General features: G+C 61.2%; 16 protein-coding genes and 4 pseudogenes. 4 read left to right on the top strand and 16 right to left on the bottom strand.

The features are described from left to right. The first annotated feature begins 16 nt into the window (after positions 1-16). Positions 17-661: an isochorismatase family protein gene (locus JQK88_RS02190; RefSeq protein ID WP_192259638.1), complete on the top strand. Its 645-nt coding sequence runs from the start codon at positions 17-19 to the stop codon at positions 659-661. Positions 662-768: 107 nt separating this feature from the next. After that, positions 769-1,004 (top strand): annotated as a pseudogene (locus JQK88_RS02185) (alpha/beta fold hydrolase); the annotation flags it as partial. 123 nt (positions 1,005-1,127) lie between these two features. Here the strand turns inward: JQK88_RS02185 and JQK88_RS02180 are convergent. Next, positions 1,128-3,137: a CocE/NonD family hydrolase gene (locus tag JQK88_RS02180; RefSeq protein ID WP_203277321.1), complete on the bottom strand. Its 2,010-nt coding sequence runs from the start codon at positions 3,135-3,137 to the stop codon at positions 1,128-1,130. 75 nt (positions 3,138-3,212) lie between these two features. Continuing rightward, the gene (locus tag JQK88_RS02175; RefSeq protein WP_203277320.1) at positions 3,213-4,775 is read right to left on the bottom strand and encodes an ABC transporter substrate-binding protein; all 1,563 of its coding nucleotides are present in this window, start codon (positions 4,773-4,775) and stop codon (positions 3,213-3,215) included. Between the two features lie 104 nt (positions 4,776-4,879). On the opposite strand from JQK88_RS02175, the gene JQK88_RS02170 reads away from it, so the two are divergent. Beyond that, a complete protein-coding gene (locus JQK88_RS02170) occupies positions 4,880-5,722 on the top strand; it encodes a helix-turn-helix domain-containing protein (RefSeq protein ID WP_192259644.1) in 843 nt (280 codons plus the stop codon). Positions 5,723-5,959: 237 nt separating this feature from the next. Here JQK88_RS02170 and JQK88_RS02165 read toward each other — a convergent pair. From JQK88_RS02165 to JQK88_RS02110, 13 genes and pseudogenes are all read right to left on the bottom strand, one after another. Beyond that, positions 5,960-6,633: pseudogene (locus tag JQK88_RS02165) on the bottom strand (class I SAM-dependent methyltransferase); the annotation flags it as partial. Further along, positions 6,597-7,412: an autotransporter-associated beta strand repeat-containing protein gene (locus tag JQK88_RS37355; RefSeq protein ID WP_376740379.1), complete on the bottom strand. Its 816-nt coding sequence runs from the start codon at positions 7,410-7,412 to the stop codon at positions 6,597-6,599. The pseudogene JQK88_RS02165 and the gene JQK88_RS37355, both read right to left, overlap by 37 nt. Before the next feature lie 127 nt (positions 7,413-7,539). Then, on the bottom strand, positions 7,540-7,905 hold the full coding sequence (locus JQK88_RS02155) for a hypothetical protein (RefSeq protein WP_203277319.1): 366 nt from the start codon (positions 7,903-7,905) through the stop codon (positions 7,540-7,542). Positions 7,906-8,322: 417 nt separating this feature from the next. Beyond that, positions 8,323-9,123, bottom strand: a complete 801-nt coding sequence (locus JQK88_RS02150) for a GGDEF domain-containing protein (protein WP_203277318.1) — start codon at positions 9,121-9,123, stop codon at positions 8,323-8,325. Between the two features lie 289 nt (positions 9,124-9,412). Next, complete coding sequence (locus tag JQK88_RS02145) at positions 9,413-11,293, bottom strand: polysaccharide biosynthesis protein (protein WP_203277317.1); 1,881 nt, start codon at positions 11,291-11,293, stop codon at positions 9,413-9,415. A 1,113-nt stretch (positions 11,294-12,406) separates the two neighbouring features. Then, a pseudogene (locus JQK88_RS02140) lies at positions 12,407-12,499 on the bottom strand (TetR family transcriptional regulator); the annotation flags it as partial. 106 nt (positions 12,500-12,605) lie between these two features. Further along, the gene (locus JQK88_RS02135) at positions 12,606-13,025 is read right to left on the bottom strand and encodes an Ohr family peroxiredoxin (protein WP_192259649.1); all 420 of its coding nucleotides are present in this window, start codon (positions 13,023-13,025) and stop codon (positions 12,606-12,608) included. Positions 13,026-13,081: 56 nt separating this feature from the next. Continuing rightward, positions 13,082-14,116, bottom strand: coding sequence for an alpha/beta fold hydrolase (locus JQK88_RS35935; RefSeq protein ID WP_246749723.1), 1,035 nt, complete (start codon positions 14,114-14,116; stop codon positions 13,082-13,084). A gap of 171 nt (positions 14,117-14,287) precedes the next feature. Then, positions 14,288-15,118: pseudogene (locus tag JQK88_RS35930) on the bottom strand (redoxin family protein); the annotation flags it as partial. Between the two features lie 183 nt (positions 15,119-15,301). Further along, positions 15,302-15,964: a VOC family protein gene (locus tag JQK88_RS02125; protein ID WP_376740378.1), complete on the bottom strand. Its 663-nt coding sequence runs from the start codon at positions 15,962-15,964 to the stop codon at positions 15,302-15,304. 37 nt (positions 15,965-16,001) lie between these two features. Then, positions 16,002-17,282, bottom strand: a complete 1,281-nt coding sequence (locus tag JQK88_RS02120; protein WP_203277315.1) for an epoxide hydrolase family protein — start codon at positions 17,280-17,282, stop codon at positions 16,002-16,004. Beyond that, positions 17,279-17,707 (bottom strand): DUF6130 family protein, encoded by a 429-nt coding sequence (locus tag JQK88_RS02115; RefSeq protein WP_203277314.1) that lies wholly within the window; start codon positions 17,705-17,707, stop codon positions 17,279-17,281. The genes JQK88_RS02120 and JQK88_RS02115 overlap by 4 nt, the downstream gene beginning before the upstream one ends. An 87-nt stretch (positions 17,708-17,794) precedes the next feature. Next, a complete protein-coding gene (locus JQK88_RS02110; protein ID WP_203277313.1) occupies positions 17,795-19,156 on the bottom strand; it encodes an epoxide hydrolase family protein in 1,362 nt (453 codons plus the stop codon). 222 nt (positions 19,157-19,378) lie between these two features. Here JQK88_RS02110 and JQK88_RS02105 point away from each other — a divergent pair, with 222 nt between their 5' ends. Further along, positions 19,379-22,234, top strand: coding sequence for an ATP-binding protein (locus JQK88_RS02105; RefSeq protein ID WP_203277312.1), 2,856 nt, complete (start codon positions 19,379-19,381; stop codon positions 22,232-22,234). Positions 22,235-22,580: 346 nt separating this feature from the next. Here the strand turns inward: JQK88_RS02105 and JQK88_RS02100 are convergent, their stop codons facing one another. Beyond that, on the bottom strand, positions 22,581-22,988 hold the full coding sequence (locus JQK88_RS02100) for a DUF427 domain-containing protein (RefSeq protein WP_192259661.1): 408 nt from the start codon (positions 22,986-22,988) through the stop codon (positions 22,581-22,583). Positions 22,989-23,041 lie beyond the last annotated feature (53 nt).

The following is a 23,041-nucleotide window of genomic DNA, read 5'->3' as shown; positions in this document are numbered from 1 at the left end:
GAGAAAGGAAGTCTTGATGATCCTTCGTAATGGCCTCGATTCGCTTCTTCGTCCTGAAGACTCGGTCCTCGTTCTGATCGACCACCAGCCTTATCAGCTCGCAAGCCTGAACAGCCACGATCCCCACATGGTCGTCAACAACACGGCCGCGCTGGCGAAGCTGGCAAAAGCCTTCAATGTTCCGACCATTCTCACCAGCGTGATCGCGGCGCGCGGTGGACTTCTCTTCAAGCAGATCACCGACGTATTTCCAGACCAGGAAGTCATCGATCGCACCTGGGTGAACACCTGGCAGGACGAGAATGTGGTGAACGTCGTCAAGGCGACCGGCCGCAAGCAGTTGATCATCGCCGGCCTGTGGACCGAGGTCTGCGTCGCAATGCCAGTGATTCAGGCCGCCGGCGAAGGCTGGGACGTGACCGTGATCACCGACGCGTCGGGCGGGATTTCGAAGGAGTCTCACGAAGTTGCCATCCAGCGAATGATCGCGGCCGGCGCGAACGTAATGACCGTGATGGCGCTCGCTGGCGAATGGCAACGCGATTGGGCGCGCACCGAGCATGTCGAGGAGTTGACCGAGATTCTCATCCAGCACTTCGGCGGCAGCGGCATCGCGTATCTTTGGGAGCAGCAGCTTCTCAACACGCCAGTAGCTGGCTGATCCCGGCCGGGGTGGCGAGCATTTCGGTGAGGGTCGGACTCGATCCGTTTGCCGGCCCTCGCCATCCTCACCTCACAGGGAAGCCTTGTGATGTCAGCGATAAATCCATGGGCTTTGTCACGACCGACGACGACGTACGGATCTTCTACAAGGACTGGGGTCCCGGGGACGCCCAGCCAATCGTTTTTCACCATGGCTGGCCGCTCAGCTCCGACGAATGGGACGCGCAGATGCTTTTCTTCCTGTCGAAAGGCTATCGCGTGGTCGCGCATGACCGGCGCGGCCACGGACGCTCGGAGCAGGTCGCGACGGTCACGACAAGACAATCGAGGCGGACGATAGCGAGCGTCGCCTGGCATAGGCGAGAAGGTCGGTGAGGCCCGCCTGGTCCACGTTCTTTCCCGATTTGATGTCGGTGAACACCCTGATTGCGCCGGCCGTAGCTCACCCCTTATGTAGCTCACCCTTACATATGGTCGCGCGGTATTCGAGCGCTGCGCTCGCGCTCGAACACCTTGTTCCCGTCCTCCAGTGCTTCAACCCGCTCCGTAATCACCCATTCGGTCGCCGTGCAGGAGAGATGCGTGGTGCAATGGCTCTGCGTTCGCCAGCCTTCCCGCTCGGCACAGCACGTCCAGCGGACCTCTGCCGTCAGCGACAGCGGGTTATCGGGCGCTATCGACCATACCTCCTGGCGGATGTCGCGCGTGCACAAGCCGTTGCCCGGATGGCGGCTAAGACCTGTGTCCTCGTGCACCCGATAGCGCGTCACGCCATTTTGCAGATCGCGTTCAACAGAGCGGTCCGACGATCCGTCCGTCAGGACCTCGTAACAGGGCAGAGGATCGGGATTGGATGGCTGCGGGATTTCGACCCTGCGATGCTCGCCAAGCAGCGGCAGTTCCAATCGCAGCGTGGCAAGATCGATCGTCAGCGTTGCGTCGCAGGGCTGGGGCAGGATCGTCGGCCAATAGGCGCTCGACAAGGACAGACGCAGACGGTGGCCGGGCGCAAAACGGTAGCCGCACGCATCGAGCATCAACTCGATTTCGACCGTCTCGCCCGGCTTCAGAGGCTGTGGTTCGGCATTGCCGTTGCGATGCGAGAGGTTGAGCACACCGTAGCTGACGCGCGTCGCCGCACCATCGGGATGGACGTCGACGAGCCTGACGGCAAGGTTGGCAAAGTTGGCATCACTGGAAAGCGACAGCTTTGCGAGCGGCTGGCCAAACACGACGCATTCCTCAGCAAGGACCGCGCTGTCGAAGGTGATCGATCCAGCATCGTCGATACGCTGGTCGCCGGCCATTTCCGAATCCGGTTTCAGCGTGAAGAACTCTCCCGCAGCGGTGCCTGTATCTTGAGGAGAGTGCAGGAGGATTTTTTCTTCAGCATGCGATGAAGTGCCCCGGGCGAGCCTGCCCGAAGCGTCCAGGCTAAGGACGAGTGTGTCGGGAACGTTCCATCTGTCCATGGCAACCCAATAGCCCGGGTCGGTCTCGCGCCGGCGGCCGGGTCGCGGCCCGTCCAGGATATAAGCACGCAGCCTCGGCGTATGCTCCACCTTGTTGTCTTCTGCGCACAGCCAATGCCGCCACCATGAAATTGCCTCGGCATGAAAATCGACGCGGGGCTTCGGATAGGCGAAATGCGGATACTTGTGAACCCATGGACCGATCAGGCCCCAGGCCATTTCCGGCATCCCGGCGACCGCCTTCAAGGGCGTGTTGCGGTAGCCGTCGGCCCATCCGGCAATCACCAGTGCGGGAACGGAAAAACCGTCAAAGTCCTCGCAGACCGAACCGTGACGCCAGAAGTCGTCGCGGCGTTGGTGGGACAGCCACTCCTCCATGAAGAACGGCTCGCCTTCCAGGCGCTCGAGCCACATGTCGCGCCAGCGTTCTCCGACGAGATCGGGATCGGGGGACCGCGACTGGAAGGCAGTCATCGTCGCCGCCCATGACAGTTGCGCCGATAGATGCGCGCCATTCTTGTAGTGGATGTCGTCATTGTAGCGGTCGATGGTGGACGACAGGGAAATCACGGCCTTGAGAGCTGGCGGTTTGAGAGCCGCGACCTGAAGCGCGTTGAACCCGCCCCAGGAAATTCCCATCATGCCGACATTGCCGTTCGACCAGTCCTGCGCAGCGATCCATTCGATAACCTCGACGGCGTCGGCAAGCTCGCGCGCGGTATATTCGCCATCGATCACGCCGTCGGATTCTCCGCAACCGCGAATGTCGACACGCACGCCCGCGATGCCGGCCGCCGCGAAGACCGGATAGGTGGACTCGTCACGCGCGGCGGTGCCGTTGCGTTTGCGATAGGGCAGGAATTCGAGCACCGCCGGGACCCCGCCAGGAACCGTTTCGGGCATCCAGATGCGCGCGGCGAGCCGGGTGTCGTCTTTGAGGATGATCCACTCATTTTCAATGACACGGAAATTTTCAATGACACGGAAATTCCTGTTCGTCATGCGATCAACCACCAAAGCTCCACGCGGTGGCAAGCACACTATCCCGCCGCCGGAAAGGTACGATCATTTCCCGGTTCAAGCCTCCAGCCAGACCCGGCTGGCGATGCGGCCATTGGAAAAGTCATTGCCAATATCGGGAACAAGACCCTTGAGATGGCTCGTGCAGGCGTTGATGAAGTCGTTGAACACCGGCAGTATCAGGCCGCCCTCATCTCGCACCATCAGCGCCATGTCACGGTAAAGTACGCGCCGCTTGGTCTCATCCAGTTCACCGCGCGCCTGCACCACCATCTTGTCGAAGTCGGGCCGCTTGAAGCGGGTGTCGTTCCACTCCGCGTTGGAAACGTAGGAAGTGGAATAGCGCGCGTCCTGCGTCGGACGACCACCCCAAAAGGAGGTGCAGAACGGCTTGACGTTCCAGACTTCCGACCAGTAGCCGTCACTCGGCTCGCGCTGCACATTGATCTTGATACCAGCCTTTTCCGCGCTCAATTGGAAAAGCTGGGCCGCATCGACCGCGCCGGGGAACGCCGCTTCCGAGGTGCGCAGCAGGATTGGATCTTGAAGGCCGGACTTCTTGAAGTGGAATGCAGCCTTGTCGGGATCGTAATTGCGCTGCTCTATATCGGCAGGCGCGAGCGCATAGTTGGCGTTGATCGGGTAATCATTGCCAATGGTGCCGAACCCGCCCAGAACCCCCTTGAGGATAGCCTCGCGGTCTATCGCATATTTGAGCGCCAGACGCAGATCATTGTTGTCGAAGGGCGCGGTGTCGCAATGCATCAGGAAGGAATAGAACCCCTTGCCGGAGGTGCGCAGGATCTCGACGCCCGGAACCCGCTTCAGCAACGGCACGATCTTGGGTTCGACGGTGCTGATGAAATCGACTTGACCGGATCGCAAGGCGCTGGTCCGGGCAGTCAGGTCGTTCATCACGGTAATAAGGACGCTGTCGACGTAGCCCCGGTCCTGGCGCCAGTCGTCGGTGTTTTTTTCGAAAGCAGCACGAATGCCCGGCTCGAACGCAGCCAGCTTGTAGGGACCGGTGCCGATCGCTGCCGCAGGTTTTTCCACGCCGCCGCCTGGCTGGATCTGAAGATGATAATCCGTAAATATCAGCGGCAAGTCAGCATTGGCTTCCTTCAGCGTCACCACCATGTCGCCCGACCGTTCCTCGATGCGGTCTATCCCGGACAGCAGGCCGAGTGCGCCCGATTGCGATTTCTTTCCGGCGTGGCGGCGCAAGGTCTCGACTGCATCGCTAACAGTAAATGCCTTGCCATCGTGGAAACGAACGTCTTTGCGTATCTTGAAGGTCCACTCCTTGGCGTCGGCCGACGGGGACCAGGATTCGGCCAGCGAGGGAACCGCCGCGCCCGTGTTGGGATCGGATTCGACCAGCGTATCGCCCCAGCAATGCGCGATCACAAAATTGACGCTGGCGGACGCCAGGGCCGGGTCGAGCGTGTCGGCAGAGGCGCCGCCATCGAGCCCCAACCGCAACTGTCCGCCGCGCACTGGCGTTTGCGCCGCGGCCGGTGACGCCAGCGAGCCTGCGGCTGCGACAAGGCCCAGAGCCGCCCCCGCTTGAAGAAGATCACGGCGTGAGAGACTCGACAACCTGCTGGAAGCGCTCATTGGGTTCCCCTTTGGACTGAAGCCTTGTGGCCGATACTAGGCAGAGCCCGCGGCAACGCAATTTCGTCGCTTGAAGCGTTTTTAAGCAAGTTTATACTGTCTCCATGAGCAAGCCATGGGCCAATTTCAGCAGCAACCTGAAACTCGCCTGCAGCACGCACAGATCGGTATCCGATCTATGCCGCACCATCGGTATCAACCGGCAGCAGTTCAACCGCTACCTCAATGCAGGAACCCTTCCTTCCGCCCATAATCTCCTGACGATTGCGGCAGCCTTTGGCCTCGAACCAGCCGATTTCGACCTTCCTCCGGGCGTGTTCCGCAGCAAATTGGGAGAGCGGCGCCGACATGCCGACCTTACAGGCCCGCTGGCGGATGCCTTTCCGGGCGACCTGCATGCACTCGAACCCTATCTCGGATTCTACCAGGCGTGGCACACATCGCTGTCCTGGCCTGGCCGGATCGTCTGCGCCTGCGCTCACCTGCGCGAAAATGGCGGACAAGTTCTGGTTTCCACGCTTGAGCGCATCGAAGATACCGAAAACGGCATCGTGCAGCGTTCACGGTACGTCGGGCTCGCGGCGTATCGCCACGAGCGCATCTTCCTGACGGAACTGACGCGCGGCGAGGCTCCAACCTTTGGACAGACGATCCTCATGCCGTTCGAAACGTACCAGCGGCGTTACCTGCGGGGCATTACTATGGGCATATCGTGGCGAGCCAACAATCTGCCCTACGCCACCCGCACCGTCTGGCACTATCTGGGGAAACGCGTCAACAAGAGGAGTCTTATCTCGCGTTGCGGCATCTATGCGCCCAATTCCGCAGCGCTACCCCCTGCCGTGCTGTCTTACCTGACCGAGGTCCAGCCGGTTGCCGCCGCGCCCGTGCAGGCATCAAGGGGCTCTGTGGGCATTACTGCACTAATACCCGCTAAGGGAAATTGACTTGTTTGGATTGAATTGGTTGGCGCGGATTGGCCTGAATCGTTCGAGGGGGCGGTCAATTTCGTTCCAGAGGTAGTCGCCGATGAGCGCGATATAAACCAATGGCAGCGGTGCGGCCTGGGAAAAAAGCCCGCCGCCCTATCTCCTCTGCGTTCCGGCCGCAAGCAGTGCGGGTCGATCGCGTCACGGCCGACGCCGAGCCATCGAGACGGGGCGTCTCCCCCCTGTTAATCCCCGTCAGCCTGCCGGATTGCGCGCGGTGACGATCCACGCCGCGCCGTCGATCATCACCGACCGCTCACCGGGGGCAGTCCGCGAAGGCGGCACGAACCGCGGCCGAGGCGCGGGCCCGGATGTTGTCGGGCTGATCAGCGAGCGCGCGCGACAGCGGGCCGACCTCGAGTGTCATCTCCACCGCGTCGTCGATCGCCGCGTCCCGCGTCCCCCCCTCGCCGAACGGGATGGAGGCATCGAACGGCGCGATAGCGACATCGGTGAAGCCAGCCGCCGTTAGAATACGCGCCACCCGCCCTTGGTCGCCAAACGAGAACGGGCCGGGCGCTTCGGGATCGGGCGGCGCCGTCGGCGGGAGGATGCCCTTGAGCGCGCCCATCTGCAAGCGCACCCAATCGTTCTCGGCCATGCCGCGCCAGCAGACGAAAGCGACCCCGCGCGCCCGGCTTGAGCGCACGCATATGAGTGAAGGCCGCTGTAGGATCGTCAAAGAACATCACTCCGAAGCGCGAGAACAGGATGTCGAATGCGCCCTCGGGCAACTCGGTGCTGCTGGCGTCGGCCACCTGGAACAGGACCGGCGTATCCTGCGGCGCTAGCGCGCGCGCTCTGCCGATCAGCGGTTCGGATATGTCCACGCCTAGCACATGGCCCCCGGCGCCGACGCGGGCGGCCAGAAGGTGGCGCCCACGTTCGCGGCGATAGTGCCGGTCAGCGTCAAGGTGCCGCTGCCGTCATTGATGATCGCCGGCCTTCCGAAGCCGGATGTATTCAGTTGCCAATTGCGGTTGGAGCTGTCGCCATCGCCGGTATAGTGGGCGAGGCCGGCGGAGTTTCCGGCGGAATTTACCGTGATCAAGCCGTTGGCGGCTGTCACTGGCGCGCCCAGCGAACTCGCCACGCCGAGATTTGCGATGGAGGAGAAGTAATAGTTGCTGGTGGCGTAGTTGGTGGGCGAAAACACCGTCGGGCCGGTGTAATCGTTGGCGTCGTTGGTCATTCTTACGTTGTTGCCGATATTGAGCCCGCCGGTGCCGGTGAAGCGCGCCGAGCCGACGCCATTCGCCGCCACCAAAGTATCAAGCACGTCGACCTGGCCGCTCACTGTGACCACTCGGGTGGCGCTGAGCGCCCCTGTGCTCAGCAAGCCGGTGCCGGCCCCCATCGTCAGGCCATTTGCGGCGTTTCCAAGCGCCCCATCGCCATTGACGCTCAGCCTGCCGGCATTGACGGTGATGGTCCCGCTGAAGGTGTTGGCGCCGGTGAGCGCCAAGATGCCGCCGCCGGTCTTGGTCAGGCCCGCCGTGCCGGCGACGATCGAGTCGATGGTGACAATGTCGGTGGCGGTGCCAATCACATTGATGGTCGGGGTCACGCCGCCGAGCGTCAGTGTGCTGCCGGTGATCGTGTACGCGGTCTCGACGAAGGGCGTGAGCGTGTCGTCCTCGAAAGTCATGTTGTGCACGGTGATCGGCGCGCCCAGCGTCACCGTACCGACAAATCCCGAGCCGGTGGTGGCATCGCCGAAGATCGCGTCGTCGAGCGCGCCATTGCTCCAGAAAGTATACGGGCCGCTGGTGCCGTCATTGTTCGGGCTCCAGAAAAGCCCCGTCGTGTTCCAGGTGCGTGCCGCCGCGTCCGGGGGCCGTGCCGTTGGGGTCCCAGTATCTGTCGGCGCCGCTGGCCGAACCTGCGGCAAGCCCCATCAGCAGCGCTACCGGCAGCAGCCGGGCGCTCCACGCGCGCGCCACAGTCGCGACGAGCTGCGCCGCATTGGGCGCGTAGCTCGCCGCCTCGCCCTTCCACTTTGTCATGCGGCCGCCGCGCAGAATGTGCCAATCGAAGGCTGCGCTTCCAAGATTTCCAGGTACGCCAAGGCCGGATGGACCAGTATCTTCGCCAGATCGAGCGTGCCGATGGATCACCTCGCGATCGAGCAATTCCAGCATATCGCACCCCCGCCCTATGTATTACGGACGGCTAATATGCCAATCCATTCTGCGCGACTCAAACCTATACTGGTGGAAACATCCCAGAGTTGAGCACTAACCAGCAATAACGTTGAGAGCGCCTTAATTTTCCGGTTGGTGTCGCATTCGTGCAACCATCGCGCGACATATCGAACGCGTCCCGCGGAAGCGCGCTTCGCGAGTCGCATAGCGGGGCAGGTCGATATGTTCGGGCAATTCTCGACGGAGTTCTGTTGGTGGCCTGAAGCTGTCAGAGGCCGATGGCATACTGTATAGGCTCAATGACCCGGATTTGAGCGGCAGGGAGGTTGGGGAATCGCCTGAAGCTACTTGGCATGGGCGCGCCATAACCCGCATGCCTATCGCTTCGGCCTGCCAGGCGCTGCTCGTTGGGTGCTACCTGCTGCGTGCTTCGCTCACCAAACCTTGCGACCTGAATGACTGATGGTCGAAGGAAACACGGTTCCGCCCACGTTGTTTCGCGTCAAAAAGGCACCGCCCGGCAGCGCGTAGGACATCCTGAGGATCTCCATCGCGAGAGATCTCCGCACCACCGATGCTGACAGTCACCTTCACGCCGTTCTGTTGCCCTTTGATCCGGGGAAATCCCTCGATATGCCGACGAATGTTCTCCGCGATTGTAATCGCGCGTTCTTTGCGCACGTCTCGCAGCAAGACCCCGAACTCTTCGCCACCAAGGCGGCCAATCGAGTCGCCGGGGCGTGTCGTGTAGATGAGCGCCTTTGCAATCCGAAGCAAAGTCTCGTCACCCTTGGAATGCCCGTGCTCGTCATTGACTGAGGAGAAGTGATCCGGATCGATCAGGAGGAGCGTGTCGTATTCTCCTTCATCGCGCCTTCGGTCCATCCTTGCGATGAATTCACCGCGACTGAGGAGTCCCGTCATCTGATCGTGGCTCGTGACGAACGTCAGCCTGTCGTGGGCCTCTTTCAAGGCCGTATGCGACTTTTCCAACTTGTCACATGTATCCTGGATCGTTTCGGACTGATTGAAGATATAGGCGCTGACCGGCAATCCGATCAGAATGGGGATCAAGGCACATTCCACCCAACTCAGCCAGTCGATCGGCATTTGCAGCGCAACTCTCGCCGTAAACGACAGACCGAAGGTCGCGACGACTGCGATTGCGGTCACGACTAACGATTTGCCCAGAATACGTGTGCTGCGCGGCGTCATATTGCTTGTTTAGCCATTGGCGCTGAACAGGCCGTTACCAAGTCGCATAAGATCGTTGCGGTCTTTGAGGCGCAGTCGCATGCGTGACCGTGCCAAGCACGTATGCATTGTGGTTCGGACGTGGACCCGGAGGATGTTTGGAAGTAGGAGCAGCAGTGCTGAATACCGACGCTGCCCGGAAATCGGGTATCAACCCATGGCCGCCACGGTGAACATGCACGAATGGTCAGAATGAGGGTCTTGCGATTGTCAGCTTGCGGGCGGCAGTCGGTGGGCACCGCGATGAGGTTCAGTGCTTGCTCGAGTCCTTCCCGCTCATCAGCAGATGAATCTCGCTCCCCGGAGTAAACTCCCCGACGGTCGATTTCAGAAGCCGTAGGGCACCGGGCAAATCTTGGGCGTCGATCCTCCGCTTCATTTGGTCGAAGATGCGCACGATCAGCTCTCTCTCAATCGACCGTGGAGATGCGGCCAGGATCCCCGACGCACCGGTCCCGCTCAAGGTTTCCTTGTTGTCGAAAAGTTCCTCGTAGAGTTTTTCCCCAGGCCGAAGCCCGGTGTAGATTATCTGAATGTCGGTGTCCGGGCGGCGCCCCGAGAGACGGATGAGGTTTCGAGCAAGATCCACGATCTTCACCGGCGAGCCCATGTCGAGAACGTAAATTCGGCCGCGTTCCTCCTGTCGTGCGTGGCTATGCGCCGCCGCCTGCAGGACGAGGAGGCAAGCTTCCGAAATTGTCATGAAAAAGCGTTCCATGTCCGGATGGGTAACTGTCACAGGCCCGCCGGCCCTGATCTGCTTCTCGAACAGCGGGACCACGGATCCGGCCGATCCCAGGACGTTGCCGAACCGAACGGTGACGAAACGTGTGCCGTTGACCTGCGAGTCGATATCCATCGCCTGGCAGAACATCTCCGCCATCCGTTTAGTCGCGCCCATTACGTTAGCAGGATTCACAGCCTTGTCGGTCGACACCAGAACCATCGTGGAGACGTTGGCATGAAGCGCGGCCTCGGCAACATTGCGCGTCCCGATCGCGTTGGTGAAAAGGCCTTCAAGCGGTTGAGCCTCAACGATCGGTACGTGCTTTAGTGCCGCGGCGTGGAAGAGCACCTGGGGTCTGTGGGCCTGGACAATGGTGTTGACAGCGTCTTTTTCACGCACGTTGCAAAGGGCAGCATGCAGTTCGAGGCTCGGCCGGGTGCCAGTGAGTTCAGTCGCGATTGAGTAGAGAAGGTGCTCGCTGGCATCCAAAAGAACGAGGGTCCGTGGGTTCAGGGCCGCGACCTGACGTGCCAGCTCGGATCCAATCGAACCGCCCGCGCCGGTGATCATGACGGTCCTGCCCTCGATCATCGAGGCGATCTTGGGCACATCAAGCCTAAGGGGCGGACGTTGCAAGAGATCTTCCAACTTGATCGGACCCAGTTCGATTTCAGCGTCGATGCTTTGCATGTCGAGGAGGTTCGGGAGCCTCAGGATTTCGACTTTCTGCTGTGCCGCGATCTCGACCAGCGCCTCGATGCTGGCGTGCCGCTGATAATCCTCGCGCGAACGCGTCAGGATGAGCGCCTCGGGCCGGCGCCCCTGGGCCTCGAACTGATCGAAGATCTGCGGCAGTCTTTCCAGCGGACCCAACACTGGAACCCCGCGAATAGAACGCCCGGTCCTGCGATCCCGTTCGTCGATTATCGCAAGGACCACGAATGACAAGGCACTGTTTCTCTCCTTAATGGTCCTCACGAAGGCGTCGGCGTTGTCGGTGGCTCCAACCAGCAGCACGAACTTACGGGTGCTGCGATCGAACAAGCGACCGGTGTCGTGGCGATTGCGATAGAGCCGATACGCGGCACGCGGCCCGGCTAGCAGCACGATCACGAAGGCCCATGCGATAAGGATCGAAGAACGGGGAATCGAGGTCAGTCGATCCAGCAGGAACTGGGCAACTGTGAAACTAGCGACGGACGCAGTAGCTACATAGGTGATTGCCAGGAGATCCGACAGCGACGCATAGCGCCAAATACCACGGTTCAGTCCGAGCAAAAAACCTGCGCCGCCGACAATAATCCCAAATAGCGCCGCCGCGCCAAGGAAATTCGTCAAGTTTTTAACAACTATATCGAAATCAAACCTCAACGCGATCGAAAGAAACATTGCGGCAGCACCCATTGTGCCATCGTGCACCAGTGCCAGGCCCCGCAATACTATCAGTCGAGAAACTCGCCAGGACCGAGTCGTTTTGTCTCCTGCATAAACATGCTTTCGCTGTTTCCATTCTTCTGGAGACACCTAGTTTTAGACCTTTCGATAAAAGGCGGCGATCAACTCGATCCGCCGACGTCCAATGCCCGAAGAGCCGAGGTTCGGTCGCTCGGAGTCGCAGTATAGGGCCCCGGCGCTGACATGTGCCAGTAACGTCTGAAAATGTGAATCGTCCACGCGGCGATTATCAACCACTTCCCCGAGGGAGGACGCCCAAGTTCAAGGCGATGGTCAAGCCGGTGCGATGGGATCTTGTCGAGGCCACACTGTCTGGCAGGGCGCCGAAGACTTCATCGAGGAACTCGACCTTTCAAAGATCGCAATGTCGCCAAACGGGACAACGCGGTCCATCTTCGGCCAGACTGCGATTTTCAACCAAGCCGCTCCATACCCAACTGACTCCATCAAGTGCCTTGACCTCGCAGAGAACGCAGGTATCCGAAAGCGTCGACAGCGCTCAAAATCGAGCGGCCGCCCCTTGACCCATTAGAGAACACTATCGACGCGGCGCATAGCTCGCCACCTCGCCCTTCCACTTCGTCATGCGGCCGCCGCGCAACATGCACCAATGAAAGGCGGTGGTGACCTGCAAGCTTGTCGGCATTTGTTCCCCACCAAGTATTACGGATGACTAATGTGCCAATTCATCCCCGCGCGACTCAGAACTCTTACTTGGGAAACATCCTAGATGTTGAGCACTAATCCGCAATATTGTTGAGAGCGCCTTAATTTTTTTATAGTGTCGCTTCTGAGCCACGATTTCGCCACATGCCGAACATGTCTGCTGCGCCAGCAGTCCTGAACCTGCGGCAAGCCCCATCAGCAGCGCTGCCGGCAGCAGCCGGGCGCTCCACGCGCGCGCCACAGTCGCGACGAGATGCGCCGCATTGGGCGCGTAGCTTGCCGCCTCGCCCTGGTCATGCGGCCACCGCGCAAGATGCGCCAATCGAAGGCTGCGCCTCGCAGGTTTCGGGATACGCCGAGGCAAGACGGACCAGCGACATCACCAGATCGAGAGAGATGGCAGTGGGCCGCGATGGCCGCACTGAACAGCGCCTCCTTGTTCTCGAAGTGCCGATAGATGCTGAGCTTGGATATCCTCGCTCGCTGGGCGAAAGCGGACATTCACGTCGATGTGGGCATGATCATGATCTGACCCCCGAACAGACTGGGAGCGAGGTGCCAAAAGCTTCAACGCCGAAGAGCGATGTAGGTCAAATCAGACGATCCTCATTATGACATCGATGTTGCCCCGTGTCGCTTTGGAGTAAGGACAAATCTCGCGCGCTTCATCCACCAGAATTTGTACCACATCGCGCTCCAGACTCGGCACAGCAATATCCAGTTGGACGCTAAGAAAGTGGCCGTTTTCTCCGTAGTTCAGATTCACCTCGGCCTCGATGCTCATCCCTGCAGGCAGCGCGATTTTTCGTTCGTGGGCCGCAGATGCGATTGCGCTTGCGAAGCTGGCCGACCAGCCGGCCGCGAGCAACTGCTCCGGATTGGTGCCGATGCGCGCCGATCCAGGCGTCGATAGCCAGATGTCCAGAAGGCCGTCGGAACTGCGCGAGGCGCCATTTTCGCGGCTGCCCGTGGTTGCGGTCCTTGCCGTATAGACAACCCTTGGAATGTGGCTCATGGGCATTCTTTTGCTGGTAGCGGTAACCGCCGCTTGGGCGGTTGCCGCGAACTCGATCAGGCGTCGACTTCGACAACGGCATCGGCAAAGGCCTGCGGCGCTTCCTGGGGCAGGTTGTGCCCGATGCCGCCGGTGACGACCCGATGCGCGTATCTGGCCGGGAACATGGCGGCATACACGCTGGCGTCCGGATGCGGCGCGCCATTGGCGTCGCCTTCGAGGGTGATCGTCGGCACGCCGATGACCGGTGCCTGCGCGAGTCGCTTCTCGAACGTGTCGTATTGCTGCTCGCCGGCGGCTAGTCCGAGCCGCCAGCGATAATTGTGAACCACAATGGCCACGTGATCGGGATTGTCGAAGGCTGCGGCGCTGCGCTCGAATGTGGCATCGTCGAAATTCCACTGCGGCGACGCGAGTTGCCAGATCAGCCTGGCGAAATCCCGTGTGTATTTCTCGTAGCCGGCGCGGCCGCGATCGGTGGCGAAGTAATATTGATACCACCATTGCAGCTCGGCCTTGGGTGGCAGCGGCAGCTTGCCGACTTGCTGGTTGCCGATAAGGTAGCCGCTCACCGAGACCATCGCCTTGCAGCGTTCAGGCCATAGTGCGGCAATGATGTTCGCGGTGCGGGCGCCCCAGTCGCAGCCGCCAATCGTCGCCTTTTCGATGCCCAGTGCGTTCATCAGGGCGACAATGTCCGCGGCAATCGCAGACTGCTGACCGTTGCGCATCGTGTCATCCGACAGGAATCGGGTCGTGCCGTATCCGCGCAGGTAGGGAACAATCACGCGGTGGCCTTTCGCTGCCAGCAGAGGGGCGACATCGGCATAGGTGTGGATGTCATATGGCCAGCCATGTAGCAGGATGACGGGCGGGCCGTCGGTCGGTCCAAGTTCCGCATAGCCGACGCTCAGCACGCCGGCCTCGATCCGCTTCAAGGGCCCAAAGGACGCCGCAGGCTCTCCAGTCGTCTGTTGCGCCTGCGCCGGGCCGATCAGGCCGAACTGAGTGGCGGCGACAGCCATCGCGGCGGCGCCAAAGAACCGACGGCGATCTTGGTCGATCTCATCTGGGATATTGAGCGAATGCATTTGGGAACCTCTATCCTTGCGCGTGCGATCAGCCGAACGTGAATGCAAAGACCTCCACGCCTGAGTCGAGAAACTCGATCTCGAACTGCCGATCGACGATGGGTTTCGATTGTCGCCTTCGCCCTTTTCATTGGCGTCGATGCCGTGAGCCGTGCCTGGCGGCTGTCCGTCGATCAGCACGCGAAATCTCACAGACGTTCCCGGCGCTGCCGGACCCATGACCAGATGAAGGTCGCGCGCGTGAAAACGGTACGCGATGCCGCCATCGGACTTGTTCAGTACGGCGGTCTCTTTCCTTACCGTCCAGCTGCCAGACAGCCCCCACTCATTCAGGTGTAATCGCGCCGGCACGTCGTAGATGTGCGGCGCGTCCAAGACCGCTTCACCGCCGGAGGCAAAATTCTGGGTGCGTTCGTAGCCGAGATAATTTTCCGGAGACTTGAGGCTCTCCCAATCGGCCGCGGCTTCGATGCCGCGGGCATCCACCGACACAGGCTCACGGTCGAATCCGCTGGCGCCAGCCTCAGTCAGCAATTCCTGGATGACCATTTCCGACTGCTGGTATGAGCCCTCGCCAAAGTGGTGATACCGAACGCGTCCCCGCGAATCGACGAAATAGAGTGCCGGCCAGTACTGGTTGTTGAAAGCCCGCCATATGAGATGGTCGTTGTCGACGGCGATCGGGTAATCGATCCCCAGCTCTTTCACCGCCCGGTGCACGTTGTTCAGGTCTTTTTCGAACGCGAACTCCGGCGCGTGGATTCCGATCACCACCAAACCATGCTTCCGGTATTTCTCGTCCCAGGTCTGAACGTAGGGAAGCGTGCGTAGCCAGTTGATGCAGGTGTAGGTCCAGAAATCGATGAGGACGACCTTGCCATGCAAAGCCGACGCCGTCAGCGGCGGCGAATTTATCCACTCGTTCGCCACGCCAAGCGAAGCAAGCTCGGATTGCCCCTCAAACTGGTCGAAGGAAAGTCCATGAAGAAACGGAACCCTCATCGGTGCGGAGGCTATCGGCTGAGCCACATTCGTGTCTCCCAGAAAACTGGTAATCGGAGCCCCGATTGCCATTGCGAGCGCCACAGCGACGAGCAGCTTGGTTGCTTTCATCGACGACGCCTTTTCAGTTTCGATCGATATCGCCGCGCAGACAGTTCGGCGGCGCGCTGCGCGCTGAATCCTTCAAAGCGGAAGCTCTTTGCCGGCCTGCTCAGCCACCATGTATTCCGCGTACCAGTCCGGCCAGTTCTCATCGCGCTGGCCGCCGTTGCGCTTCTCGTGCTCGCCGTGGGCCTCCGACGCGCGTCGCAGCGCGGCAGCAAGATCCGCTCCGGAAGCGTAGGTCGTGGTGCCGGAGTCGATGCGACCGGGAAAGCGGGTGGTGATTTCCTGAAGCAACCATTCGTTGCCGTCCGGATCTTTGAACGTAGCGAATGAAGAGTAGCTCCGTCGCTCGGGATCGCGGCCTTTCACCGTTGGCTTGCCGGGGCCTTCGCGATGAAACGCCTCGCTGACCTCGACGCCGCGGCCGATAAGCTCGGCGCGAGCCGATTCAATGTCCGAAACGACAAGATAAAGTCCGCTTGCCGAGCCGGGCGCCGACTTCGTGATCCCGGTGCCGAAGTGTATCGAGGCGGGCGAGCCGGGAGGTGTGAACTGCACACCCCGGAACGTATCGCCGACGACGAAATCGCCGTCGAGCCGCCAACCCAGGCCGCTATAAAAGCTCATGGCGCGATCGACGTCCGAGACGGGGATGACCACGACCTCGAGCTTCATGTCGAGCGCCTGCTTTTTGAGGGTCCCCGTCGCAGTTTCGCGATTTTCGTCACGGGGCGTTTTCATGGTTTGAGACATTTGTCGTTCCTTTCTAGTGAGGTCGTTATTTGGTTTGCCGCAGCGGCCTGAAGGCAGCGCGCAACTCGGCGGAGAAGAGTTCCGGCTGCTCCCACGCGGCGAAGTGGCCGCCTTTGTCGACCTCATGGAAGTAGATCAGGTTGGGATAGGCGCGCCGGGCCCACGTCTCGGGGGCCTGATAGCCTTCCCCCGGAAAGACCGTGATGGCGACCGGCACCGAGATTTCGTTGGTCTTCTCCGGGTCGGCAAAAACGGGACTGCGCCCGCCGCCGTACTCCCAGTAAATGCGCCCGGACGAGGTGGCGGTGTTCGTCAGCCAGTACAGAGTTATGTCGTCCAGCACCTCGTCCGGCGACTTTTCAGGGTCGCTTTTGTCGTAGGTCCAGCCCGAAAAGCCCGGATGCCCGAGCATCCAAGCGGCCAGCCCTGCGGGGGAGTCATTGATGGCGTAACCGATCGTCTGGGGCCGGGTGCCCATCATCGTGGCGTAGGATCTGTTCCCCATCTTGGCCGCCATGCTGAGCGCATCGAACGCCGCGCGCTCCTTGTCCATGAGCCTCGCCGGCGCCGGTCCGCCGGCGGCGAGCACCGCTGCAATCTCTGGGGGTACGACAGCCGGCAGGTTGACATGAATGCCGAGCAGGCCTGCCGGGGCCAGACGTCCCATTGCATTCGAAACGGGAGAGCCCCAGTCGCCGCCCTGCGCGACATACTCTGTATAGCCAAGGCGCTTCATCAGCTCTGCCCAGGCTCGTGCAATGCGGTCTGTATCCCAGCCGGTATCTGTGGGTTTGCCGGAGAAGCCGAAACCCGGCAACGAAGGCAGTACGAGGTCGAACGCGTCCTCAGGGCTGCCGCCATGCGCCGTGGGATCGGTGAGCGGGCCGACCGTTTTGAGCAGTTCCAGCACCGAGCCAGGCCAGCCATGCGTCATGATCAGCGGCAGGGCATGGGGATGTTTCGAGCGAACGTGGATGAAGTAAATGTCCACGCCGTCGATCGTGGTCATGAACTGAGGCAGGGAATTCAGCTTCGCTTCCGCTGTCCGCCAGTCGTAGGCCGTGCCCCAATACTCGACGAGCGGCCTGATCTTCGCGAGCTGTATGCCCTGCGACTGGTCATCGACCGTCTCCCGGTCGGGCCACCGTGTCCGCGCAATGCGACTGCGAAGATCATCGAGCGGCGCTTGCGGCACAGAGACTTTGAAGGGCCGGATCGAGCGATCCTCAACCGGGTTGGCGGAGGCGGGCGCGGAAAGGATGCAAAGCCCGAATGCCAGCACGGCCGCCAGTTGGTCGAGCCTCATAGCTGCACCTTCTTGTCCGGAGTGTGGAACGTCACCGTTTGTTTGGTGAAGACTTTGCCTTCGGGATCCACCACCTCGATCAGCACCTTGTGCTGGCCGCTTGGCATGCCGACCAGGATGATGGTGTTGCTCTGACCGTAGTCCGCCCACGCCCAAGGCAGGTCGTCGATGGTGACATGCAGATGCCCGACCCGCGGAGATACGTTGCGCGCGGCCGCCCCGCCCACAGGAAGGATGCGCAAGTTCTCCACCCGGTACGGGATGAACACGACGCCGCCGGCCAGCGGACCCGGAAGCGGCGGCTCTACGATCAGCTTGGGTGCGGGCTCGTTGTCGATGGGAACGACGGTGCTCTGGGCAAAAGCGCCCGTGGCGAGCACGGTGCAAGCCGCGAATGCGGCGAGCGTCTTGATGAGGGGGTTCATTGCAGTCGCTCCCTTCGGAGGTTCGCTACGCAGCTATCGCTGGGCGGAAGATGACGCGCGTCCGGCGCGCCATCCCCCGGCAACACGTCATGTCTGCAACGTCTTGAATGTTGCGCGCACCTCTTCGGTGAAGCTCTTCGGCTGTTCCCAGGCGGCGAAATGGCAGCCCTTGTCCGTGCGGCCATAGTGCAGAAGCTTCGGGAACGCGCGTTCGGTCCAACTCTTCGGTGCGGTGTAGATTTCGCTGGGATTCGCAGTCGCACCGACGGGAATGGTGATGCCCTTGGCGTCGAAGAAGCCGGCCTTCGCCGTTTGCGTATGTTCCCAATAGAGACGTGCCGACGAGATCGCCGTGTTCGTCAGCCAGTAGAACGTGATGTTGTCGAGGATGTCGTCGCGGGTAAGGCCCTCCGGCTCTCCATCGAAGGAGCGGGCGATCAGCGCATAACTGTCCGCATCGTGATCGAGGATCCACGCCGCCAGGCCGGCCGGTGAATCGACGATCCCGTAGAGCGTTTGCGGACGAAGAGCCATCTCGTTGGCGTAGCCCAGGCCGTTTTTGTAGAAGAACGCTACCTGCTGGTAGGCACGCTTCTCGTCGGGGCCAAGATCAGCGGGGGGCGGACCGCCGGAGGCCAGCGCCTTCACGATCTCCGGCGGAATGGTCCCAGGCATATTCGTGTGGATGGCGACCAGCTGGGGAGGTGCGATCAGGGCCATCTGTTCCGTGATGAGTGCTCCCCAATCGCCGCCCTGCGCGACGTAGCGGTCGTAGCCGAGGCGTTTCATCAGCACGATCCACGCCCGCGCGATGCGCCCCGGATCCCAACCGGTTTCGGTGGGCTTGCCGGAAAAGCCGTAACCCGGCATCGACGGGATCACCACGTCGAACGCCTCCGCCTCCGTGCCTCCGTGTGCAGCGGGATTGGTGAACGGGTCGATGATCTTCAAGAGTTCGATGACCGAACCGGGCCAGCCGTGCGTGATGATGACAGGCAGGGCGCCCTGATGCTTTGACTTCACATGGATGAAGTGGATGTCGAGCCCATCGATCTCAGTGACGAAATTCGGCAGCGCCTTCAACTGCGCCTCGCACTTGCTCCAATCGTAGTCCGTTCCCCAGTACTGCATGAGCTTCTGCATTGTGGCGAGTTGCACGCCCTGCGTTGGCCCTACAGTTGCTGGGGTCGACCAGATCCGCCGGGACGCCTCGTCGGAGACGAGTTCGCGCTCGGGCCAGCGCGTGGCGGCGATGCGCCGGCGAAGCTCATTGATCTCCTCCTTCGGAAAACTGACAGTGAAAGGGCGGATGGCATCGCTCGTGGATGCGGCGGCCAATTGCGACGGGAGCAGGCTTGCCGCGCCGGCGGCGGCGATGCCGGCCGCCGCAGTGCCCAAAAGTCGCCGGCGATCCTGGTCGATTGCTTCTGAGGTTCTGGTCGTGTCCATGGGTCTCTCCTGGTTGATGGGTTTGCGATCCAAGGTAACTTGAACTACGCCCAGGAGGCGGGATTAGCCCGTTATGCGTCGTGAGCTTGTGTTAGCCGCTGCCAGCCTGCCGCTTTTTTGAGCAGATAGGAGGCGCCTAGACTGTGAGACTCCCTATGGTGCAGGAGCGCTCCTTGACTTAAACTGCGGCGCTGGGTGCAGGCGGCTCCAAAAGAAGACGCCATGACGACAACGGGAATACAGGCCAAAGACAGATTGTCGTTTGGCCCTTTCCATTTGGCTGCGGGTGAAAGGCTCCTGACGAGAGAAGGCGCTCCCGTAGAGCTGGGTTCGCGCGCCCTCGACATTCTCGTGGTCCTGACCGCTGCGCCGAATGAAGTCGTCAGCAAGAAGGAACTGATGTCGCGGGTTTGGCCGGATATCGTCGTCGAGGAAGGCAGCCTGCGGTTCCACATGACCGGACTGCGCAAGGCGCTGGGCGATGGAAAGGGTGGCGCGCGGTACATCACGACGCTTCCGGGGCGGGGCTATTGCTTCGTTGCGCCGGTGTCGCGATTAAACAGCTCACGCGACGAAGTCCCATTCATTGCCGCTGGGTTTCCGCACGCGAATCTTCCAAACCGCTTGAGCAGGGTGGTCGGGCGGGCCGAGGATGTTCTCAAGCTGTCGGTGCAGCTGAATGCCTCGCGGTTCGTCACCATCGTTGGCGCCGGTGGCGTCGGCAAAACCACCGTCGCGATCGCAGTCGGGCATCACCTGATCGAAGCATTTTCAGGGGCGGTCTTGTTCGTCGATCTGGGAATGATCGGCGATCCCGGTCTGGTGACGACAGCCGTCGCCTCGATGCTTGGGCTGACGGTTCAAACAGAAGATGCGACGCCCAACCTGATCGCTTACTTGCGCAACAAGCGGATTCTCTTGATCCTCGATACCTGTGAGCATCTCGTGGATGCGGTGGCGCCTCTGGCCTCGAGCATCGTCGATGCGGCGTCACAGGTCTACATCCTGGCGACGAGCCGCGAGGCGCTTCGGGTCCAGGGCGAACATATCTACCGGTTGGATGCGCTTGCGTTTCCGCCCGACGAACCGGGGTTAACGGCAGCCATCGTCCAGACATTCCCGGCCACTCAGCTGTTCGTCGAGCGGGCGGTGGCAGGTGGCGCTCGTTTGGACGTCGGCGACGCCGAGGCCTTGGTCATCGCAAGCATCTGCCGAAAGCTTGACGGGGTGGCGCTCTCGATCGAACTGGCGGCCAGACGCGTCGAATCCTATGGGCTGCAGCAGACAGCCGCGCTTCTCGATCAACGCCTGACACTGCTGTGGCTCGGTTCACGGACAGCGCCGCCGCGTCAGCAGACCTTGCAGGCGACACTAGACTGGAGCTTTGGGCTCCTGACCGACCTTGAGCGCGTGGTGCTTCGCAGGCTCGCTGTGTTCGTCGGTCATTTCACGCTCGATGCCGCCCTGGAGGTCGTGACGAGCGCGACCCTCGACCGATCGACCGTCCTTGGCGCCATGGACAGTCTTGTCGCCAAATCGATCGTGGCGACGCGCCCGGTCGGAGCAATGATGCGCTACAGGCTCCTCGATACGACGCGCGCCTACGTTCTCGACATTCGGACCGATGACGCCGAGGCTGCCGATCTGGCAGTGCGCCACGCCGCCTACTATCGGAGATGGCTGGAGCAGACCGGGATCGAGTGGCCAAGCCTGGCGACCGGTGAGGAGCGGGCGCCTCACTTCGCCGCCATCAACAATGTCCGGGCTGCCTTGGAATGGTGCTTCGACGACGGCGGAAACGCCGACATCGGCGTCGGACTCGCCACCGCTGTCGCGCCGGTTTTCCTGGCAATGTCCTTGTTGCCGGAGTGTCATCGCTGGTCTGAAAGAGCAATACTCGCTTTCGACGATGCCGCCCGTGGCGGACTTGACGAGATGCATCTTCAGGCAGCCCTCGGCGTGTCCTTCATGTTCATGCGGGGAGGACGCGACAGGGCGCGCGTAGCTCTGGAGAGGAGCCTGGCGATCGCCGAGGAGCGCGGCGATCCGCTGGACCGGGTGCGTCTGTTGGGTCCGCTCAACATGTTCCATCTGCGGACGGGCAATTTCGCAACCGCCCTTGAGTTTGCAAGGCGTTGTTCAGCCACAGCCGCGACCTTGGACGATTCGGTCGCCAGCGCGCTGGCACACTCGATCCTGGGCATCTCGCTCCACCTGCGAGGCGATCTCGCGGAGGCCCGCGCAGAGCTGGAGGCGGCGCTCGACCGTGGGCCGCGCTCCCAGCGGACCACGACGATCTATCTGGGCTTCGAAGGCAAAATTCTGGCCAGGGCCATCCTGGCGAGGAACCTTTGGCTACAAGGCCATCCGGATCAAGCCATGGCACACGCCCGACAGGCCGTTGAAGAGGCTGCCGCCATGGATCATTCTCTAACATTGGCGATCGCGCTGATCTGGGCGATATCGGTCTTCCTTTGGACCGGCGACCTGAAGAGCGCCGAGGCGTACATAGATATGCTCATCGCCCGCGCGGAATCCCATTCCATGACTCCTTACCTGCTGGTCGGTCGGGGCTTCAAAAGCGAAGTTGCGATCCGTCACGGCGATGCAAAAAGCGGCGTCGAGGGCCTGCGGACATCTCTTCAGAAGCTCCACGAGGCGCCTTATGAATTGCTCACGACGCCGCTCAACCTCTCGCTAGTTGGGGGACTGTCCGCGATCGGTCAGGTTGATGAAGCCATTGCGTTGATCGACGAGGCGCGTGGTCAAGTCGAAAAGAACGGCGATCAATTGTACCTCCCGGAGTTGCTGCGGATGAAAGGAAGCCTCCTTCTCCAGTCGGAGCGCAACCGTGATGAAGCTGCCGCCTACCTTATGCAGGCACTGGAGTTGAGCCGAAGTCAGCGCGCACGGGCATGGGAGTTGCGGACCGCAATCGACATGGCGACGCTGATGGCCCGGCGAAGGGAGGCGGATAGCGCTCGCGAGCTGTTGCAACCAGTCGTGGAGCATTTCGTTGAGGGCCTGGACACCGCGGATGTTAAGGCTGCCGAGCACCTTCTGGCTACGCTGAGGTAGCAACCGTCAACGAAACTTCTTTCACTGATGATGACCTCTGCTTTGGGAGCAAAGTTGCTTGTGGCCTGTGAATTTCGTGATGGCCGCTTTTGGCGAAGGAGCATCAGCGGGTTTTTCCGCAAGCCCTTCGATGCCCAAGCCCTGCTTGCGGCGGTCGGCGACGCCTTATGCAGTCGAGAAGTGGAGGATGATCAGGCCTATGTCAGGGCGTTGCGGTTGCAGCCTCAGCCATGAAGGCTGGATCGTTCGGCGGCGATATACGGCACCCGCCACGGCGCCGGAATGAAGTGGAACGACCAGGCCCGGCGCTGCTTCTGCACGTGGAAACTCTTCTCAGTCCGAAGACCTATTCCATGACATGTGGCGTGTGCCGTTTGTCCTCCAACGGGTCGACGTCGATGCGCGCCTTTTCCGGATCAAAAGCGCCATGGCGTGCGATGGCCCGTGCTGCCGTATCCGGCGTCTCGTATGCCCACATGAAGTCGTCGGCCGAGCCACCGACAGCATGGACACGCCAATAGCTCGCTGTCCCCTTCAACGGAGACTTGCTTGTCGTGTTTGTCTTTTCGAAAAGCTCGAAATAGATGTCCTCGAACGGAATATAGAACACCGGCTCATGTCCCTCTTCCCTGAGTACCTTCGCGCGCTCCGTGGCCGCGACTATGGCGTCAGAGAATCGCACCGTTACCGTGCCGGCAAACGGTTCTATGGTTAGTGGGCGGTGGTGTTCTGAAGTTGCGACTGAAGTTTGCATTAAGATTCTCCCTGGCTGGCGATTGATCGAGACCATGGAGACGAAATGCGCGG

Origin of the sequence: Mesorhizobium caraganae (assembly GCF_016836705.1) — a bacterium.
GTDB classification, from domain to species: domain Bacteria; phylum Pseudomonadota; class Alphaproteobacteria; order Rhizobiales; family Rhizobiaceae; genus Mesorhizobium; species Mesorhizobium caraganae.
This window is presented reverse-complemented; position numbering and strand designations above follow the sequence as displayed.